This is a genomic window from Actinoplanes sp. URMC 104 (assembly GCF_051386375.1).
In the GTDB taxonomy this organism is placed as follows: domain Bacteria; phylum Actinomycetota; class Actinomycetes; order Mycobacteriales; family Micromonosporaceae; genus Actinoplanes.
This window is the reverse complement of sequence record NZ_JBPQTO010000011.1, coordinates 838,496-853,943: the sequence shown is the minus strand read 5'-3', so window position 1 is coordinate 853,943 and position 15,448 is coordinate 838,496. Positions and strand designations below refer to the sequence as shown.

15 protein-coding genes are annotated in these 15,448 nt (G+C 73.5%); 8 read left to right on the top strand and 7 right to left on the bottom strand.

Annotation, left to right across the window (positions count from 1 at the left end; genetic code table 11):
- Nucleotides 1-72 precede the first annotated feature (72 nt).
- A complete protein-coding gene (gene fdhA, locus ACSNN8_RS29815; protein WP_436653218.1) occupies nt 73-1,320 on the top strand; it encodes a formaldehyde dehydrogenase, glutathione-independent in 1,248 nt (415 codons plus the stop codon).
- 13 nt (nt 1,321-1,333) lie between these two features.
- Here the strand turns inward: fdhA and ACSNN8_RS29810 are convergent, their stop codons facing one another.
- On the bottom strand, nt 1,334-2,068 hold the full coding sequence (locus tag ACSNN8_RS29810) for a hypothetical protein (protein ID WP_436653217.1): 735 nt from the start codon (nt 2,066-2,068) through the stop codon (nt 1,334-1,336).
- A 96-nt stretch (nt 2,069-2,164) separates the two neighbouring features.
- Between ACSNN8_RS29810 and ACSNN8_RS29805 the strand changes: the two genes are divergently transcribed.
- Both ACSNN8_RS29805 and ACSNN8_RS29800 read left to right on the top strand, forming a co-directional pair.
- Nucleotides 2,165-2,668, top strand: coding sequence for a Pycsar system effector family protein (locus ACSNN8_RS29805; protein WP_436653215.1), 504 nt, complete (start codon nt 2,165-2,167; stop codon nt 2,666-2,668).
- Nucleotides 2,669-4,096 (top strand): hypothetical protein, encoded by a 1,428-nt coding sequence (locus tag ACSNN8_RS29800; protein ID WP_436653213.1) that lies wholly within the window; start codon nt 2,669-2,671, stop codon nt 4,094-4,096.
- On the opposite strand, the gene ACSNN8_RS29795 is transcribed toward ACSNN8_RS29800, so the two are convergent.
- From ACSNN8_RS29795 to ACSNN8_RS29775, 5 genes are read right to left on the bottom strand one after another with little or no spacing between them, the layout of a single operon-like run.
- A complete protein-coding gene (locus ACSNN8_RS29795) occupies nt 4,084-4,953 on the bottom strand; it encodes a protein phosphatase 2C domain-containing protein (protein WP_436653212.1) in 870 nt (289 codons plus the stop codon). The two genes, ACSNN8_RS29800 and ACSNN8_RS29795, sit on opposite strands and share 13 nt — an antisense overlap.
- Nucleotides 4,943-5,620, bottom strand: coding sequence for a vWA domain-containing protein (locus ACSNN8_RS29790; protein WP_436653211.1), 678 nt, complete (start codon nt 5,618-5,620; stop codon nt 4,943-4,945). Before ACSNN8_RS29790 ends, ACSNN8_RS29795 begins: the two co-directional genes overlap by 11 nt.
- The gene (locus tag ACSNN8_RS29785; RefSeq protein ID WP_436653209.1) at nt 5,617-7,299 is read right to left on the bottom strand and encodes a hypothetical protein; all 1,683 of its coding nucleotides are present in this window, start codon (nt 7,297-7,299) and stop codon (nt 5,617-5,619) included. Before ACSNN8_RS29785 ends, ACSNN8_RS29790 begins: the two co-directional genes overlap by 4 nt.
- Nucleotides 7,296-9,572 (bottom strand): hypothetical protein, encoded by a 2,277-nt coding sequence (locus ACSNN8_RS29780; RefSeq protein ID WP_436653207.1) that lies wholly within the window; start codon nt 9,570-9,572, stop codon nt 7,296-7,298. The genes ACSNN8_RS29785 and ACSNN8_RS29780 overlap by 4 nt, the downstream gene beginning before the upstream one ends.
- Nucleotides 9,565-10,311: a hypothetical protein gene (locus ACSNN8_RS29775; RefSeq protein WP_436653206.1), complete on the bottom strand. Its 747-nt coding sequence runs from the start codon at nt 10,309-10,311 to the stop codon at nt 9,565-9,567. Before ACSNN8_RS29775 ends, ACSNN8_RS29780 begins: the two co-directional genes overlap by 8 nt.
- Nucleotides 10,312-10,517: 206 nt before the next feature.
- Between ACSNN8_RS29775 and ACSNN8_RS29770 the strand changes: the two genes are divergently transcribed.
- From ACSNN8_RS29770 to ACSNN8_RS29755, 4 genes are all read left to right on the top strand, one after another.
- Nucleotides 10,518-11,000 (top strand): RidA family protein, encoded by a 483-nt coding sequence (locus ACSNN8_RS29770; protein ID WP_436653205.1) that lies wholly within the window; start codon nt 10,518-10,520, stop codon nt 10,998-11,000.
- 178 nt (nt 11,001-11,178) lie between these two features.
- Nucleotides 11,179-11,544, top strand: coding sequence for a hypothetical protein (locus tag ACSNN8_RS29765; RefSeq protein ID WP_436653204.1), 366 nt, complete (start codon nt 11,179-11,181; stop codon nt 11,542-11,544).
- Nucleotides 11,545-11,714: 170 nt separating this feature from the next.
- A complete protein-coding gene (locus ACSNN8_RS29760; RefSeq protein ID WP_436653202.1) occupies nt 11,715-12,269 on the top strand; it encodes a hypothetical protein in 555 nt (184 codons plus the stop codon).
- The gene (locus ACSNN8_RS29755; RefSeq protein WP_436653200.1) at nt 12,266-13,015 is read left to right on the top strand and encodes a hypothetical protein; all 750 of its coding nucleotides are present in this window, start codon (nt 12,266-12,268) and stop codon (nt 13,013-13,015) included. Before ACSNN8_RS29760 ends, ACSNN8_RS29755 begins: the two co-directional genes overlap by 4 nt.
- A gap of 38 nt (nt 13,016-13,053) precedes the next feature.
- Here ACSNN8_RS29755 and ACSNN8_RS29750 read toward each other — a convergent pair whose 3' ends face one another.
- Nucleotides 13,054-14,010: a GlxA family transcriptional regulator gene (locus tag ACSNN8_RS29750; protein WP_436653199.1), complete on the bottom strand. Its 957-nt coding sequence runs from the start codon at nt 14,008-14,010 to the stop codon at nt 13,054-13,056.
- Between the two features lie 286 nt (nt 14,011-14,296).
- Between ACSNN8_RS29750 and ACSNN8_RS29745 the strand changes: the two genes are divergently transcribed.
- A complete protein-coding gene (locus tag ACSNN8_RS29745) occupies nt 14,297-15,295 on the top strand; it encodes an EamA family transporter (protein ID WP_436653198.1) in 999 nt (332 codons plus the stop codon).
- The last annotated feature ends 153 nt before the right edge of the window (nt 15,296-15,448 follow it).

Below are 15,448 nucleotides of genomic sequence, written 5' to 3'. Positions count from 1 at the left end.
CCGGGAAACATGGCGTTCATGGCCGCGTGACGATCTGGTCACGCATCGCCACACGAACGATGGGAGGCAACGATGCCAGCCAATCGCGCGGTGGTCTACCAGGGCCCCGGCAAGGTCGAGGTCCGTGAGATCGACTTCCCGGCGTACGAGATGAAGGACGGGCCGGGCGTCAACAAGGCCAACGTCGGCCGCCGCACCCCGCACGGGGCGATCCTCCGCACGGTCGCCACCAACATCTGCGGCAGCGACCAGCACATGGTGCGCGGCCGCACCACCGCCCCCGAGGGTCTGGTGCTCGGGCACGAGATCACCGGTGAGGTGATCGAGGTCGGGTCGGACGTCGAGTTCGTCAAGGTCGGCGACATCTGCTCGGTCCCGTTCAACATCGCCTGCGGCCGCTGCCGCAACTGCAAGGAGGGCAAGACCGGCGTCTGCCTCAGCGTGAACCCCGACCGGCCCGGATCGGCGTACGGCTACGTCGACATGGGCGGCTGGATCGGCGGCCAGGCGGAGTACGTGCTGGTGCCCTACGCCGACTGGAACCTGCTCAAGTTCCCCGACCGCGACCAGGCGCTCGAGAAGGCGCTGGACCTGGCCATGCTCGCGGACATCTTCCCGACCGGCTACCACGGCTGCGTGAGCGCCGGCGTGACGACCGGCTCGACCGTCTACATCGCCGGAGCGGGCCCGGTCGGCCTGGCCGCGGCGAGCTCCGCGTGGCTGCTCGGCGCCGCGGTCGTCATCGTCGGCGACCTCAACGAGGAGCGGCTCGCCCAGGCCCGCAGCTTCGGCTGCGAGACGGTCAACGTGGCCGAGGGCGACCCGTCCGAGCAGGTGCAGCAGATCCTCGGCAAGGACGCGCCCGCGATCGGCCAGCCGCTGGTCGACTCGGCCGTCGACGCGGTCGGCTTCGAGGCGCGCGGCCACGGCCGGGACGCGCAGACCGAGATGCCCGCGACCGTGCTGAACTCGCTGATGGACCTGACCCGCGCGGGCGGCGCCATCGGCATCCCGGGCCTCTACGTCACCGGCGACCCCGGCGGCGTCGACGAGGCGGCGAAGGTGGGCTCGCTGTCGCTGCGGCTGGGCCTGGGCTGGGCCAAGTCGCACTCGTTCGTCACCGGTCAGTGCCCGGTGATGAAGTACAACCGGCAGCTGATGATGGCGATCCTGCACGACCGGGTGCAGATCGCCAAGAACGTCAACGCCACCGCGATCCCGCTGGACCAGGCGCCGCAGGGCTACCGGGACTTCGACCAGGGCGCGGCCAAGAAGTACGTGCTCGACCCGCACGGCATGGTGGGCAAGCGCTCCGCGTGAGCCCGCCGGCTGCTCACCGCCGCCGGGCGGTGAGCAGCACCATGCCGGTGGTCTCGTAGCCGTCGCTGGTCGGGGCCGAGTCGACCCGGTCGATCGTCAGGTCGGTGGTGACCGGCTCGAACACCTCGCGGACCCGGTCGGCGTCGACCGGATATCCGGGCCAGTCGGGGCCCGTGCCGATCCGGTAGCGGCCCATGTTCTCCATGAAGGCCGCCACCAGCCACCCGCCGCGGTGCACCGAGCCGGCGTACGCGTGGCAGAGCTCGCGGAACTCCTCCCGGTCCTCGGTTGCGCTCTCCGCCACGAAGTGCATCGACGCCAGGTCGTACGTGTCCGGGGTGAGGTCCCGGGCGCCGCCGCGGCGCACCCGCACGCGGCCCAGGGCCTCGCCCAGGGTGGCGGGCAGGGCCGGCTGCAGCTCGCGGCAGCGACGGTAGAACAGCTGCCAGCTGTCGTCCGGGCCTTCGCGCAGCTGCTGGTCGAGGTACGCCACACTGGCCGCGCTGGGCTCCACGGCCTCGATGTCCCGGCTGACCGCGGCCGCCACCATCAGCGGGTACAGGTTGGGACCGGCGCCGAGCTCCAGCGACCGCCCGAAGTGGCCCGGCTCGAACCGGCGGTAGAACGCCGAGTGGTGCGCGAGCACCGCGTCGTCGTCCGGCTGCACGGCCCGGTAGATCTCGTCCACGTAGTCGGACACCGGCCACAGGTCCCAGTCGACGTCCCGGTTGCGCAGCGGCTCTCCCATCAGTCGATCATGCAACGCCGGGCAGAGATCGGCATCGTTGCGCTGTGTAGGCAATCGGACACGCCCGGGGGCGGCGACCGGCGATAGCGTCGAGACATGGCGCTGGAGGACTCCTGGAAACAGCTTCAGCACGTGCACGAAGTGGTCCGGTACGCCGACGCCAAGGCTGGCCTCATCCTGACGCTCAACGGCGTGCTCGTGGGCCTGGTCGTCATCCGGCTGCAGAGCGGCGGGTTCATCGGCGGCCATCCGGTGGCCGCGCCCGCCCTGATCCTCGCCACGGCGCTGCTCGCGGCCAGCGTCGCGTGGGACATCGCCGCCGTCATGCCGCGCCAGGTCACCGCGGGCGACCGGGGCGCGCTGCTGCACTTCGAGCGCATCGGCGAGCAGTTCGAGGGCCGCCCGGAGGACTACGTCGAGGAGTTCGTCAAGCTCGCCGACGACGCCGACCTGCTGCAGCGCGAGATCGCGGCGCAGGTGTGGGCGACCAGCGTGCTCGCCCGCCGCAAGTACCGCTGCGTGCAGTGGGGCCTGCGCTACCTCGCCGCGGCGCTGGCCGTGTCGGTGTTCGCCGCCGTCGCCGCGGCCCTCGGAGGCTAGATGGCGGCCACGGTCACCGCCGACGACCTGGGCGAACTGACACTTCTCGGTTCGGGCGGGCAGGGCGCCGTGTACGCCGTGGCGGGGCGCCCGGTCGCCTACAAGGAGTTCGCGGCGCCGCTGCGCGACTCCGTCGACGTCGCCGCGCTGCTGGCGTTGGTCCGGCTGCGCGAGGAGCTGCCCGCGGCCACGACCCGCCTGCTCGACGAGCGCGCGGCGTGGCCCACGGCCGTGGTCGAGCGCGACGGCGTGGTGACCGGCTTCCTCATGCCGCGGGCCCCCGAGGCGTTCCACACCCCGATCACCCTGCCGAGCGGGCGCTCGCGGCTGCTCGCGCAGGTGCAGCTGCTGCTCAACGACGAGCGCTACCTCGCCGCCCGCGGGCTGGCCGTCGACGACCGGTTCCGCCTCGAGCTGCTGCACGACGTGGCCGCCACGCTGGACGGGTTCCACCGGCTCGGCATCGTGGCCGGTGACCTGTCGCCGGTGAACCTGCTGTTCACCCGCGAGCGCCGCCCGCGCTGCTTCTTCCTGGACTGCGACGCGATGCGGCTGCGCGGCGCCTCGGTGCTCGGCCAGGCCGAGACCGCGGACTGGCAGGCGCCCGCGGGCGACGAGCAGGTCGCGACGCCGGCCACCGACTCCTACAAGTTCGCGCTGCTGTGCGTGCGCCTGTTCGCCGGTCACCAGAGCTCGCGCGACCCGGCGGCCGTGGAGCGGGCCGGCCCGGTGCTGCGCCGGCTGGTCCAGCGGGGCCTGTCGCCGGACCCGCGGGTGCGGCCCACGATGGGCCAGTGGGAGGCGGCGCTCGCGGCGGCCCAGCGCCCCCGGCGGCCGGCGTTCCCGGCGTCACGCCGGTGGGGCGGGGCGGCGGCGGCCGTGCTCGCCGTCCTGCTGCTGCTCGCGTTCGTGCTGCCGCTGCGCGGGTGCTCGGGGCTGCCGGACGGCATCGGGCTCTCGCTCGGCGGCGACCGGACCGGCGCCGCCGAGCAGGCGGCCGGGGTCGCGCGGCTTCTCGCCGACAGCAGGCGCAGCCGCGACCGGCTGGAGGACGCGGTGACCGCCGTCAAGGCCTGCGCCGGGATCCGGCCGGCGGCTGCGGATCTGGGCACGGTCGCCGCCGAGCGGCGCGCCCAGGCCGAGCGGGTGAAGGGCCTGCGGGTCGACCAATTGCCGGGCGCGGCGAGGCTGCCGGAGCGGATCGTCGCTGCGCTGGTCCCGGCGCGGCAGGCGGCGGACGCGTACGCCTCGTGGGCCGCCGGCGTCGTCCGGCAGGGCTGCCCCTCCGCGGCGCTGGGCGACCCGGACCGCGGCCGGGGGGACGCCGCGGCGCGCCGGGCGCAGGCCGAGTGGAAGCGGGTGGCGCAGCTGTGGAACCCGCTGGCCGACGCGTACGGGCACCCGCGGGTGGCGGCTCAGCGGCTGTGACGGGGCCAGATCGCCAGCAGCGTCCGGTCGTCGTCGAACGTCTCGCGGGAGAAGTCGGCGTCGCGCGCGAACTCCAGCGGCGGGCGCGGCACGGCGAGCCGTTCCGCCAGGTACGCCCCGACGCTGCCCGTGCCCTCGCCGAGCGGATCGCCGATGCCGTCGGTGGCTACCACCAGCACGTCACCGGCCTCGAGCACGCCGCCGCGCGCGACCACCTCGGGCACCCGGGGCAGCGCCGTCACCGCGGGCACCACCACCGCCGGATCGGCTCGGGCGGTGTCGAACAGCCGGCTGAACGTTCCGGCGCGGATCCGCCACGCGCCGCCGTCGCCCACCCGCACCACCTCGGCGACCGGGCCGCCCGGCCGGGGCCGCACCAGCCCGGTGATCAGCGTGGCGGCCATCTGCCGTTCGGCCGTCGCGGCGTCCGGCGCGTCCAGCCCGAGGGCCTGCTCCGCCTGCTGCACCACCTGCCACGCCGCGCGCTCCACCACCCGCGTCCAGTCCACCGCGCCGCCGCCGTCCAGCATGGACAGCGCCGCGGTGATCGCCGCCCGGCAGGCGGCGGTCGCGCCGAGGTGCGCCAGCGGCGTGGCGGAGACCCCGTCGGCGACCGCGAACACGACCGCGCCCGACCCCGGGTGGTGCACGGCCGCCACGTCGTCCTGCCGCGGCACCCCCTCGTACCGGTGGGCGTAGCCGCGCACGGACGCGAGCCGGACGGTCACCTCGCCGGTCGACCAGCCGTCCGCGACGGTGTCCGGGCGGTAGTGGGGCGTCAGCGCGGGCCGGGGCTCGAAGTCGGCGCCGGGCCGGCCCAGCGCGACCGCGCCCCAGTGGCCGCCCTCAGACGACATCGATGGCCATCTCGAATCCCGCCGGCTGCTCGACGACGAGCCGGGCCGGGCCTGCGGCGCGGGCCGGCACGGAATGGATGATGCTGTGCGTCAGCGCGGTGCAGAACTGGGCGACCGCCACCCCCACGTCCACGCCGGCCAGCGCCACGAACGCGAACTCGGGACGGGTCGCCACCTCCACGATCGTCTCGGGGCGGGCCGCGCCGATCCCGCAGGCGATGATGTTCGGGGCGCCCGGCGTGGCGTCGTGGTCGATCAGCATCCGGTGCTCGTCGTGCCAGCGGTCGTCGCTGGGCTGGCCGTCGGTGAGCATGAACACCGCCGGGCGGTGCACGGCGTAGCCCTCGCCCTTCAACCGGCGCACGTCGACGGGCAGCCGGTGCCGCAGGTCGGCGAAGGCCTTGCGGTAGTTCGTGCGGCCGCGGCTGACCAGCCGGGGGAGACGGTCGGTGTCGCGCAGGTCGGCCAGGCGCATCCGCACCTTGACGTCGTCGGAGAACCCGACGATCGAGAACCGCACCTTGGCTGCCGCCATCGGCTGGGCGAGCAGGGCCTCGTGCAGGTCGTCGAGCCCCTGGTTGAGCTCGCCGATGTGCCGCCCCATCGAGTGCGACTCGTCGGCCAGCACGTACACCGGCAGCAGCGTGGCCCTCGGCTCGGGGTTCATGACGGCCTCGCCGCCGAGGTGAAGCCCTGCGGCACCGACTCGGCGGGCCCGCGACGCTCGGCGGGTGGCCGGTCGAGACGCGCGAGCAGGTCGCGGAAGATGAAGTCGGCGCAGTGCCCGGTCGCCGGCACCGGATCGCCCCCGGGCTTGATCGTGAACGCGTTGCCGGGGTCGGAGGCGATGCCGGCGATCAGGTCCGGCGGCGCGTTGCCGAAGCCGAACGCCATGATCACCGCCGGTCGCACGCCCGCCTCCCGGTTGGTCAGCCGGTGCCGCAGCGCGGTCCAGTTGTCGTTGTCGGGCGCGCTGGCGCAGATCAGGTAGATCAGCGGGTCGTTCGCCGGCTCGTCCGAGGAGGCGTGCGCGTCGAGGTGGTCGGCCAGCTCGGCGAACAGCAGCGGGTACGCCGCGGGCTCGCCCGCGGTCAGGTGCGGCGCCTCCAGGTCGGGGGTCACCTCCCCGTACGGCAGCCGTTCGGTGACGTGCGCGGCGTAGCCCAGCACCGCGAGCCGGATCGCCGGCGCGGCGGCGTCGGTGGCGAGCGCGTCGAGCAGGTACGGCAGCGCCGTGTTCACGTGCGGGATCACCTGCTCGGCCCCGGCGGACTCGTCCACCACCAGGTACACCGGCTGGTGCCCGTAGGCCGGGTTCCAGCCGTGCCCGGCCGCGACGGTGATCGGTTCGGACGCCTCCGTGCTCGCGGCGGCGACCGGCGGCTGGTCCCACTGATCGTCGAGGGTGGACTCCAGCGGCACCTCCCGCGGCACGATGCCGAGCTGGGCCAGCAGTTGGGGCAGCAGCATCTGCAGATCCGCCGCCTGCACGACCTTGTCCCTGAGCATCGACTGGAACAGCTCGAGGGTGTGCTGGTTGAAGCGTTCCTGGTGGTCCATCCACGACTCGCGGTGCTCCAGCAGCAGCTTGAGCGCGCCCTGCGCGTCGTCCGGGTGCCGGGCCAGGTGGAGCCGGACGATCTCGTACGCGCCCTGGGTGCCGTCGCCCATCTGGTCCAGCTGGAGCTTGGCCATCTCGCGCTCGAACTCGTGCCTCATCCGGTCCAGCCGTCCGCGCTGGATCGCCGCCTCCAGCTCGGCCTTGTGCTGTGCCTTTTCCACCAGGATCCGGCTCTCCGCCTGCTTGCGGTCGCGCAGGTACTCGATGGCCTTCGGGTTGGGCACCAGCCGCGGCGCCACGTAGAAGATGGTGATGCCGTCGTCGAGCACGTCGTCCCCGTCGAACCGGCTGATGATCTCGCTCTCGGCCAGCTCGGCCAGCTCGATGTCGTACTTGCGCGTGATCCGGCGGAACTCGTCGGCCAGGTGGCTGTAGACCACGCGGGTCGCCTCGGTGATGTTGCGCCGCACGATTTCCTCCGGGTCGTGCACCCGGAACCCGACCTCCACGTCGGCGACGAACTCGTAGTAGTCACCGCGGGCCGGCAGCGGCGTGCTCTTCATCCACGCCCGGCGCCGGTGGTGGCTCATGTCGATGTCGTAGCGGCGCCGGTAGGCGGTCCGGAGCTGCTCCCGGAACGTCATCGGGCGGAAGCCGGGGAAGCTGAACAGCTCGCCGCTGTTGGTCGCGTACACGACGCCGACGTTGGGCGGCCGGCCGCGCGCCGGCATCCCGGGCAGCACCGGGGAGATGTCCTTGATCAGCGGTAGCGGGGTTGCGGTCATGCGGCTTCCGTCCTTACCTTGAGCGCCTTCATCACGGCCGCCGCCGTCTCGGGCAGCGGGAAGGGCGTGTCGGGCCAGTCCCAGCTCGCGGCATGCCGCAGCACGATCGCCCGGGTGCGCGGGCTGGTCGTGGCCACGGCGGAGAGCAGTCGCACCAGGGCGGTGCGGACCTCGTCGAAGGACTCCGCGTAGTCGGCCCAGAGGTTCAGCGCGCCGGCCGCGCCGGAGGCCATGACGCCGGAGTTGAGGACCTTGGCCCAGCAGGCGATGAGCGTGGGCCGCAGGACGGGGCGGCTGTCGGCGAGGTACAGCAGACCGGGCCAGATCTGGCTGTTCTCCCGGCCGGTGCCCTTGCCCACGTCGACGTACGCGAGCAGGTGCTGAGCGACGTGCTGGAAGACCGCCTGCCCGGCCAGCATGCGCCGCGAGTCGGTCTGCCATCGCGCCATGCGGCGCAGCAGCTCCGGGCCGTAGCGGTCCTCGTCCTCGGCGATCAGGTCGGCGAAGCTGGCCCCGATGCCCCAGGCCACCTCCCATGTGTCGATCATCGCCATCCGGTCCAGCCGGTCGAGCGCGCCCTGCAGGTCGACGGGGGCGAGCGCGAGACCACGGACGCGGGCGGAGGTGGCCTGCGCCTGGGGGTGGGCCGAGTTGCCCTGCAGACGGTTCGCCATGCGGCGCACCAGCGGGTACAGCCGCGTGTCCTGGGCCGGTATGCGCATCGCGTAGGCCACGACGTCCCAGGACCACGTGTTGTCGTGCAGGGCCAGCGGCCGCAGGGCCTGGTTGTGCACGAAGTCGAACGCGTAGGTCGACAGCACGCCGAGCGCCGTACCGGCGTACGTCCGCACGTCGAGCGACGGGTTGGTGGCCAGGTCGCGCAGCCACTCCAGCAGCGGCTGCTGGAACCGGTACTGGTGCCACACGTGGTCGAGCACCGAGCGCGGCCGGTCCCGGTCGATGTACTCGACCACCTCGATGGGCGTCCGGCCGAAGTCGCCTAGCTCGGTGGTCTGCCGCGTCCGGGCCCGCAGCATCCGCAGCATCTCCCGGTTGGTCAGCGCGAACGGGTCCCGCCACGGTGGTCGCAGCATCGGCGTGCCGGGCCCGACCGGCTGGGGTGGCCCGTCGAGCAGGTCGCACAGGTTGCGGGCGGCGTGCACGACGCTCTCGTACGGCAGCCCGTTGAGCACGGCGAGCGCGATCGCCGTGCTGCGGGCGGGCACGTCCGGCAGGGCCCCGAACCAGATGTCGAAGTCCTCGACCACGCGCTCGTCGATCTGCTCGCGCAGCCGGTCGACGTCGACGCGCTCGCCGTCGAACTGCTGGTCGATCATCAGCGCCAGGTTGGCCGCCATCTTGACCGGCCGGCCGTCGTGCAGCGTCTCGTCGACGACCTCGGCGACGCGCTCGTCGGCGAGGATGCGCGTGGTCATCGCCGCGGCCGCCGCGCCGTCGAACCGCTCGGTGAGCCGCCAGCGCAGGTGGCTCGCCAGGATGACGCGGTGCGGGCTCGGGCGGCCCAGCGCGACCGCGAAGTCGCCGACGTCGTCGTCGTTGAGCACGAGGTCGGCGTCGATCGTGAGCACCATCCGGGCGTCCCGCTGCTCGAGCGCGGTCGCTATCTGGTGCAGCAACCAGCCCTCCAGCCGGGCCTTGCCCGACGGGTCGCACAGCAGGAACCCGGCGCCGATGGGCAGCGGTTTCTCGCCGGCCGCGTCGGCGTCGAGCCAGCGCGGGAAATCGTGCAGGTCGACGTCGCGGTCCAGGTGGAAGATCGGCCGGTCGGCGGGCGTCTGCAGCAGCCGGATCGCGGCCGCGACCCGGCCGTGCCCGGCGCCGCCGCGCAGCAGCACGAGGCGACGGCTCTGCACGGCGGCGCGGGTGGCCGGCCAGTCCTGGGGGTCGACGAACGCGTGCCGCACCGGGTCGGTGAGCGCGGTGTCGACCTCGCGCAGCGGCGCCGGCTCGGCGCCGCCGACCCGCAGGACGAACTTGTTGCCGGCGACCTGGTCGCCACGCACGTACATGCCCCGGGCGGAGGCGAGCTTCTCGTGGGTCTTGGCCGCCTCGACCGGGTTCGCCGTCGGGGGCGGGCCCTCCGCGATGCCCGACGGCTTCGGCGCCTCCTGTTCCTTGCCGCCCTTGTCCGCGGCTTTGTCCTCGCCGCTCTTCTCGCCGCTCTTGTCCGCGCTGTCGCCCGGTGTGCCGGGGCTGCCGCCGGCGGCCTCGGCGACCCCGTCGGCGCCCTTCGCCCCGTCCGCGTCAGTCATCGCGACCCGCCGCCCGCTCGTTGACGACCTTGATGCCGTAGACCTGGTCGCCGCCCACCCGATAGGCGAAGTTGCCGGCTGCCGGGCCCGCCCGGTCCGCGGCCCGGGTGGGTGGTGGTGGTGCCTGCGCCGTGCGCCCGCCGCCGTTCAGGCCCGGGGGAGAGGGTCGCCCCGGCACGCTGATCCACACCTTCTCGTCGTGCAGCTCCTTGACGCTCAGCACGGCCGGGCCGAACGACGCCGCGTCGATCAGCGGATAGTCGTGCCGGACGACCCCGCGGTAGACCTCGTCGGACACGATCAGCGCCATCCGGGCCTCGGGCGCCGCGCGCAGCACGTCGCGCAGCGGCTGGGCGTCGACCAGCCGGCAGGCGGTGTTGAGCGCCTCGCCCATCCACCCGGTCGCGTCGCGCTGGAGGTGGCCCTGGTGCAGGGAGACCCGCAGGCGCATCCGCAGGGCCTCGCTCGCCATCGTCGCCTTGTGGCCCAGCGCCGCGTCCAGAGCCCGCACGAACGCGCCGGCCAGCGTCGCGGCCGAGACCGCCGGCGGCACGATCAGGATCATCCCGTCGCCGGTGCCGACCCGGTCCACCGCCTGTCCGTCGATGCCCGCCGTGCTCAGCGCCTCGCCGATCACGTCGGTCATGTCCCGCCGCAGCGCCTCCTGGAACGGGTTGGTCCGCGAGCCGAAACTCTCGATGTCGACCACGACGATGGCCTGGAAGGTGGGAACGCCCATGGGTCACCCCTCCGGTGCGGTATCGGCCTCAAAATAAGTCCGGGGCGAACCGGAATCCAGATGCCAACCGGTCAAAAATCACGCACGGCTACCCGGTGTTCACGCAGAGCGGCATCTTCGCTGGTCAATTCCCTGGGGTGACCGACTTCCCGCGTACGGCGGTGACGGTGTGTCGGGAAGCCGACGGTTCTGCGAGAGTGATGTCCATGCATATCGAGAAACGCCTGGCGGACCTCGAGCTCGTGCTCCCGCAACCGCTGCCCGCGCCCGCGAACCTGCCGCTGCCGTTCCCGTGGATCCGGGTGCACGGCGACCGGGCGTACCTCTCCGGGCACGGCCCGCTGGAGGCCGACGGCAGCCTGGCGCAGCCGCTCGGCAAGGTGGGCGCCGAGGTGAGCGAGGAGCAGGCGTACGCCGCGGCGCGCAAGACCGGGCTGGCGATGCTCGCGACCCTCAAGCGGGAGCTGGGCGACCTCGACCGGATCACCGGCTGGCTGCGTGTGTTCGGCATGGTGAACGTCGCGCCGGGCTACAACCGTACGCCCGCGGTCGTCAACGGCTTCTCCGACCTGATCCTCGAGTTGTGGGGCGAGGAGCACGGCCGCCACGCGCGGTCCGCCGTCGGCCACGCGGCCCTGCCGTTCGACATCCCCGTCGAGATCGAGGCCGAGGTCGCCGTCGAGCCCTGAGGGTGCGGCGGTCGACGCGGGTTGATGGTCGGGCGAGGTCGGACCGCGGCTGTCCGAAATTGAGCGTTGTGCCAGATTCGGACCGTCTGTGCCACATCGATGCAGCTCTATTGTGGCTGGCCATGGGCGTCGATACGTTCGGCGGGTCCTGTTCGATCCATGACATGGGGGAATGATCATGAGAAGAAACCGGATCGCGTCCGTCCTCTTCGCGCTCTCCTGCGCGGTGGGCGGTGCCGTCGCCGTCAATGCGACGCCGGCCGGGGCGGTTGCCGCTCCCAGCATCGACGTCGTCAGCGTCCAGACGAACCTGGCCGGCGCCGCGGCGGCGCCGTCGGCCGCGCTCGCGCTGGAGTACCACGTCATCCGCGACAACTTCTACACGTGGGAGACGTGCGAGTCGTACCGCAAGCAGTACGCGGTGAACTTCCCGTACCACCTGGCGTCGTACTGCACCCGGCAGAAGCAGAGCAACGGGCGTCACTGGCTCTACGTGGCGTACGAGACCTGCCCCGACCTCGTTGCGGCCAAGAAGGAAGCCTGACCGCGCGAGCCCTCCCGTCGCGGCGCGCCTGGCCGCGGCGGGAGGTCCTCTGCCTGGCTGCCCTCGGCCTGCTCGCCGGCTGCGCGAAGGACCCCGCGCCGCGACCCTCCGAGCGACGGGCCTGGACGGGCGGCGCGGGTCGATGGCAACCCGCGGACGGGCCGGTCGGGGTGGCTCTGCTCTTCAGCGGCGGCCGCCCGATGGACCTGCAGTGGCTGGCGGAACCGCTGCGCGACGGCGGGATGAGCACGCTCCGGATCGATCCGGCGAGCGGTCCCACCAACCTGGACGGCGCGATCGCTTACGCGGCAGCGTTGGCCGGGAATCCCGGGCCGGTCGGCGTCGTGGCGGTGGGGGCGGATGCCGGCGATGCGTGGCGGGCGCTCGCGGCCGGAGCCCGTCTGCGCGGCGCCGTGATGATCGGCGTTCCGGGCGTCGACAACCTCGACTTCGCGAAGGCACGCGAGGTGCCCGTCCTCGACCTCCACGCCGTGACCGACACGGTCGTCGACCGGGCCCACGGGCGTACGCACGGAGCCCTGGCGCTCGTGGGAGTGCCGCACGAGATGGTCAAGTACGGTTCCGTCCGGCCCGCCTTCTACGACCCGGCGAGCCCCGACTGGGCCGGGGACACCGCCCGGGACGCCGCCGGCCGCGCGGTATCGTGGCTGGGCACCGCGTTCACCACCGGCATGACCGTGCAACCGGGACGGAGCAGCAGGTGACCCGTGTCGACGTGCGAGGCCGGCTGCTGGCCGACCCCGCGGGTGTGGTCAGCATCGAGCCACGCCAGGCGCCCGGCCAACTCGAGGAATCCCTCGCCGGCCCCGTGGCGCCACGCTCACCGATCCACCTGCGGCTGACGGGGATCGACGTCGCGGGCGTCGCCGCGCTGCCGCAGGCCCGCCGCGACGACACGGGCGTGCAGGCCTGGGCCGAGGTGGTCGCCGAACTCGGGCCGGACGGCAGCGCGCGGGTGGAACGGGCCGGGCCGCTGACGGGACTGCGGGACTTCTGGACGCCGGGCCCGTCCGGCGTGCTCGACGCGGACATCGACGCGCCGCCGGGGGAGCCGGCGTGGGGCGTCGCGGAGCAACCGCTGATCGACGACGGCACCGTCCTCAGCCGCAAGATCCTGCGGACCCGCCGGGGCGGGCGCGCGCTCGTGCTGGTCACCACGGCCCCGGACGAGGTGGAGCGCCGGCTGCGGCCGGTGTACGGCGCCCACCTGCACGTCGAACCGAGCGCGTGGACGGCCGAGCAGTACCGCGGCGCCGGCGACATGCTCGGCCGTCACCACGACGAGTGGCAGGTGATCGTGCTCGGCGACCAGGTCGACGGCCGCGGCCGGCTCGTCGTCGTGGCCTTCACCGTCGACACGCCGCCGGCCCTGAGCCGGTGGCTGGCCACGCAGCCGCGCGGGCTGGTCGACCACCGGCCGTGGATCCGCCGCCTGACCTTCGCCGGGTAGCTCGTGACCGCCGCCGTCGTGCGCCCCGGCGGGCAATTTCACGAGACGCCGCGGAACGCCTCGCGGTAGGTCTCCGGGCCGACGCCGCGTACCCGCCGGAACTGGCGCCGCAGCGTGTCGACGCTGCCGAAGCCGCTGCGCCGGGCCACCGAGGCGATCGTCGCGTCGGCGCGTTCCAGCAGCTGCTCGGCCAGCCGCACCCGCTGCTCGCGCACCCAGGCGGCCGGGGTGGTGCCCGTCGCCTCGGTGAAGTGCCGGATGAACGTCCGCGGCGACATCGCGGCCCGCAGCGCGAGCGCCTCCACCGACAGGTCCGCGTCGAGGTGGTCGCCGGCCCAGTCGAGCAGCTCCGACAGGCCCCTGCCCGCGGTCGGCGGCGTCACCGGCCGGCGTGAGAACTGCGCCTGCCCGCCGCTGCGGTGCGCCGGCATCACCATCTCGCGCGCCACCCGGTTGGCGATGTCCGCCCCGTGCTCGCGACGCACCAGGTGCAGGCACAGGTCGATCGCGGCCGACGCCCCCGCGCTGGTCGCGATCGGACCGTCGACCGCGTAGATGCGGTCGGCGTCCACGATCACCCGCGGGAACTGTGTCGCGAGCAGTTCGGCGTACGCCCAGTGGGTCGTCGCCGTCCGCCCGTCGAGCAGCCCCGTCGCCGCCAGCGTGAACGCCCCCGTGCACAGCGCCGCCACCGTCGCCCCGCGGTCCGCCGCCCGGCGCAGCGCCTCGGCCAGCTCCTGCGACGGCGGCGGCACGGGCGGCGCCGCCCCCGTCACGATGATCAGGTCGGCCCGGTCGAGCCGCTCCAGCCCGTCCGACGGCGTGATGTGGAACCCCGTCGAGGTGCGCAGCGGCCCCGGCGTCGCCGCGCAGACCGCGTACGCGTAGCGGGGCAGCTCCGGGTCGGCGCGGGCCACCCCGAAGACCTCGCTCGCGATGCCCACCTCGAACGCCGGCACCGGCTCCGTCACCACCACAGCGACGTCAACCGTCATCCCGGCCCCTCCGCATCCGCTCATCCACTGAAAGATCGCCTTCACTGAGCCCAGCCCACCCACCCGGGGGCCGCCACCCTACGGCGGTTCGAGCGTTCGCCGCTCGAGTTGTCCACAGGGCCGCGACCCTACGGCGAAGCGGGCGTTTCGCTACCCAAGTTGTCCACAGGCCCGCGTCCTCGGTAGCAACGCTCCGCCGGACACCCCACATCCGCGAGCCGCCATGTTGGCGCGAAATGCCGCCTCCATGGCAAGTCTGCCAAACCCCACCGGGTACGCCCCAGACATGACCTTTCTCGGACCGCTGCTGATCGTCTACGTCGTCTGGGGCTCGACCTACCTGGCTCAGAAGATCGGCCTCGAGGGCCTCCCGCCGCTGACCATGAACGCCACCCGCTTCCTGATAGCCGGCGCGCTGCTCTACGCGTACTGCCGCCTGCGGCGCATGCCGAACCCGACCCGTCCGCAGTGGCGCGCCGGCGCGATCCAGGGCCTGCTGCTGCCCGCGGCGGGCACCGGCGGCGCCGCATGGGCCGAGCAGTGGCTCTCGTCCGGCATCACCGCGCTGTTCCTGGCCACCATCCCGCTGTGGATCGTGCTGGGCCGCCGCGTGGCCGACCGCGAGAAGATCAGCTGGCCGGTCGCGCTGGGCCTAGCCGCCGGGTTCGGCGGAGTCGTGGTGCTGGCCCGCCCGTCCGGCGGCGGTGACGCGGTCGCGATCGCGGTGGCGCTGACCGGCGCACTCTGCTGGGGTCTGGGCACGGTGTACGCGGGGCACGCGCCCCGCCCCGCGTCCGCGCTGATGGCGAGCGCGATCGAGATGCTGTGCGCCGGCGCGATCCTGGCCGTGCTGTCCGGGATCACGGGGGAGTGGTCGCGCATCGACGTGACGCCCCGGGCGCTGCTCGCAATCTCGTACCTGATCGTGTTCGGCAGCCTGGTGGCCTACACGGCGTACACCTGGCTTCTCGACCACGTCGCGCCGCGCATCGCCGGCACGTACGCGTTCGTCAACCCGGTCGTTGCCGTGCTGCTGGGCTGGTGGATCCTGTCGGAGCCGCTGACCGTCCGCATGCTGTCCGGCACTGCCGTGATCGCCGCGGGCGTGGCGCTCATCGTGCTGGCCCCCGCTCCCAGCGCTGCCGCCGCTCGTCCGGCGTCTGCTCCCACCACGGCGTGCCCCGCTCACCCAGCGCCACCTTCGCCGCCTGCACCCGGCGACGCGCCGGAGCCGGGTCCTCGCCCCTGCGCAGCGCTATCCCCACATCCCGCCGGGCGGCCATGAGCTCCTTGCGCAGCTCGGCCGCCACGTCCTCGGGGATGGCGGGGTCGGTGGCCCGCCACTTCCGGCCGTTGATGACGATGTAGTGGCCGTCGTCGGTGGTCTCCACGCCCGCCACACTAGGTAAGGCGTGATCCATCGCGCACCCCTTCCGCT

Bases quoted from the DNA above. Each gene is read 5' to 3' on its own strand.
- fdhA (WP_436653218.1), top strand. From the start codon at position 73: ATGCCAGCCAATCGCGCGGTGGTCTACCAGGGCCCCGGCAAGGTCGAG.
- ACSNN8_RS29810 (WP_436653217.1), bottom strand. From the start codon at position 2,068: ATGGGAGAGCCGCTGCGCAACCGGGACGTCGACTGGGACCTGTGGCCG.
- ACSNN8_RS29805 (WP_436653215.1), top strand. From the start codon at position 2,165: ATGGCGCTGGAGGACTCCTGGAAACAGCTTCAGCACGTGCACGAAGTG.
- ACSNN8_RS29800 (WP_436653213.1), top strand. From the start codon at position 2,669: ATGGCGGCCACGGTCACCGCCGACGACCTGGGCGAACTGACACTTCTC.
- ACSNN8_RS29795 (WP_436653212.1), bottom strand. From the start codon at position 4,953: ATGTCGTCTGAGGGCGGCCACTGGGGCGCGGTCGCGCTGGGCCGGCCC.
- ACSNN8_RS29790 (WP_436653211.1), bottom strand. From the start codon at position 5,620: ATGAACCCCGAGCCGAGGGCCACGCTGCTGCCGGTGTACGTGCTGGCC.
- ACSNN8_RS29785 (WP_436653209.1), bottom strand. From the start codon at position 7,299: ATGACCGCAACCCCGCTACCGCTGATCAAGGACATCTCCCCGGTGCTG.
- ACSNN8_RS29780 (WP_436653207.1), bottom strand. From the start codon at position 9,572: ATGACTGACGCGGACGGGGCGAAGGGCGCCGACGGGGTCGCCGAGGCC.
- ACSNN8_RS29775 (WP_436653206.1), bottom strand. From the start codon at position 10,311: ATGGGCGTTCCCACCTTCCAGGCCATCGTCGTGGTCGACATCGAGAGT.
- ACSNN8_RS29770 (WP_436653205.1), top strand. From the start codon at position 10,518: ATGCATATCGAGAAACGCCTGGCGGACCTCGAGCTCGTGCTCCCGCAA.
- ACSNN8_RS29765 (WP_436653204.1), top strand. From the start codon at position 11,179: ATGAGAAGAAACCGGATCGCGTCCGTCCTCTTCGCGCTCTCCTGCGCG.
- ACSNN8_RS29750 (WP_436653199.1), bottom strand. From the start codon at position 14,010: ATGACGGTTGACGTCGCTGTGGTGGTGACGGAGCCGGTGCCGGCGTTC.
- ACSNN8_RS29745 (WP_436653198.1), top strand. From the start codon at position 14,297: ATGACCTTTCTCGGACCGCTGCTGATCGTCTACGTCGTCTGGGGCTCG.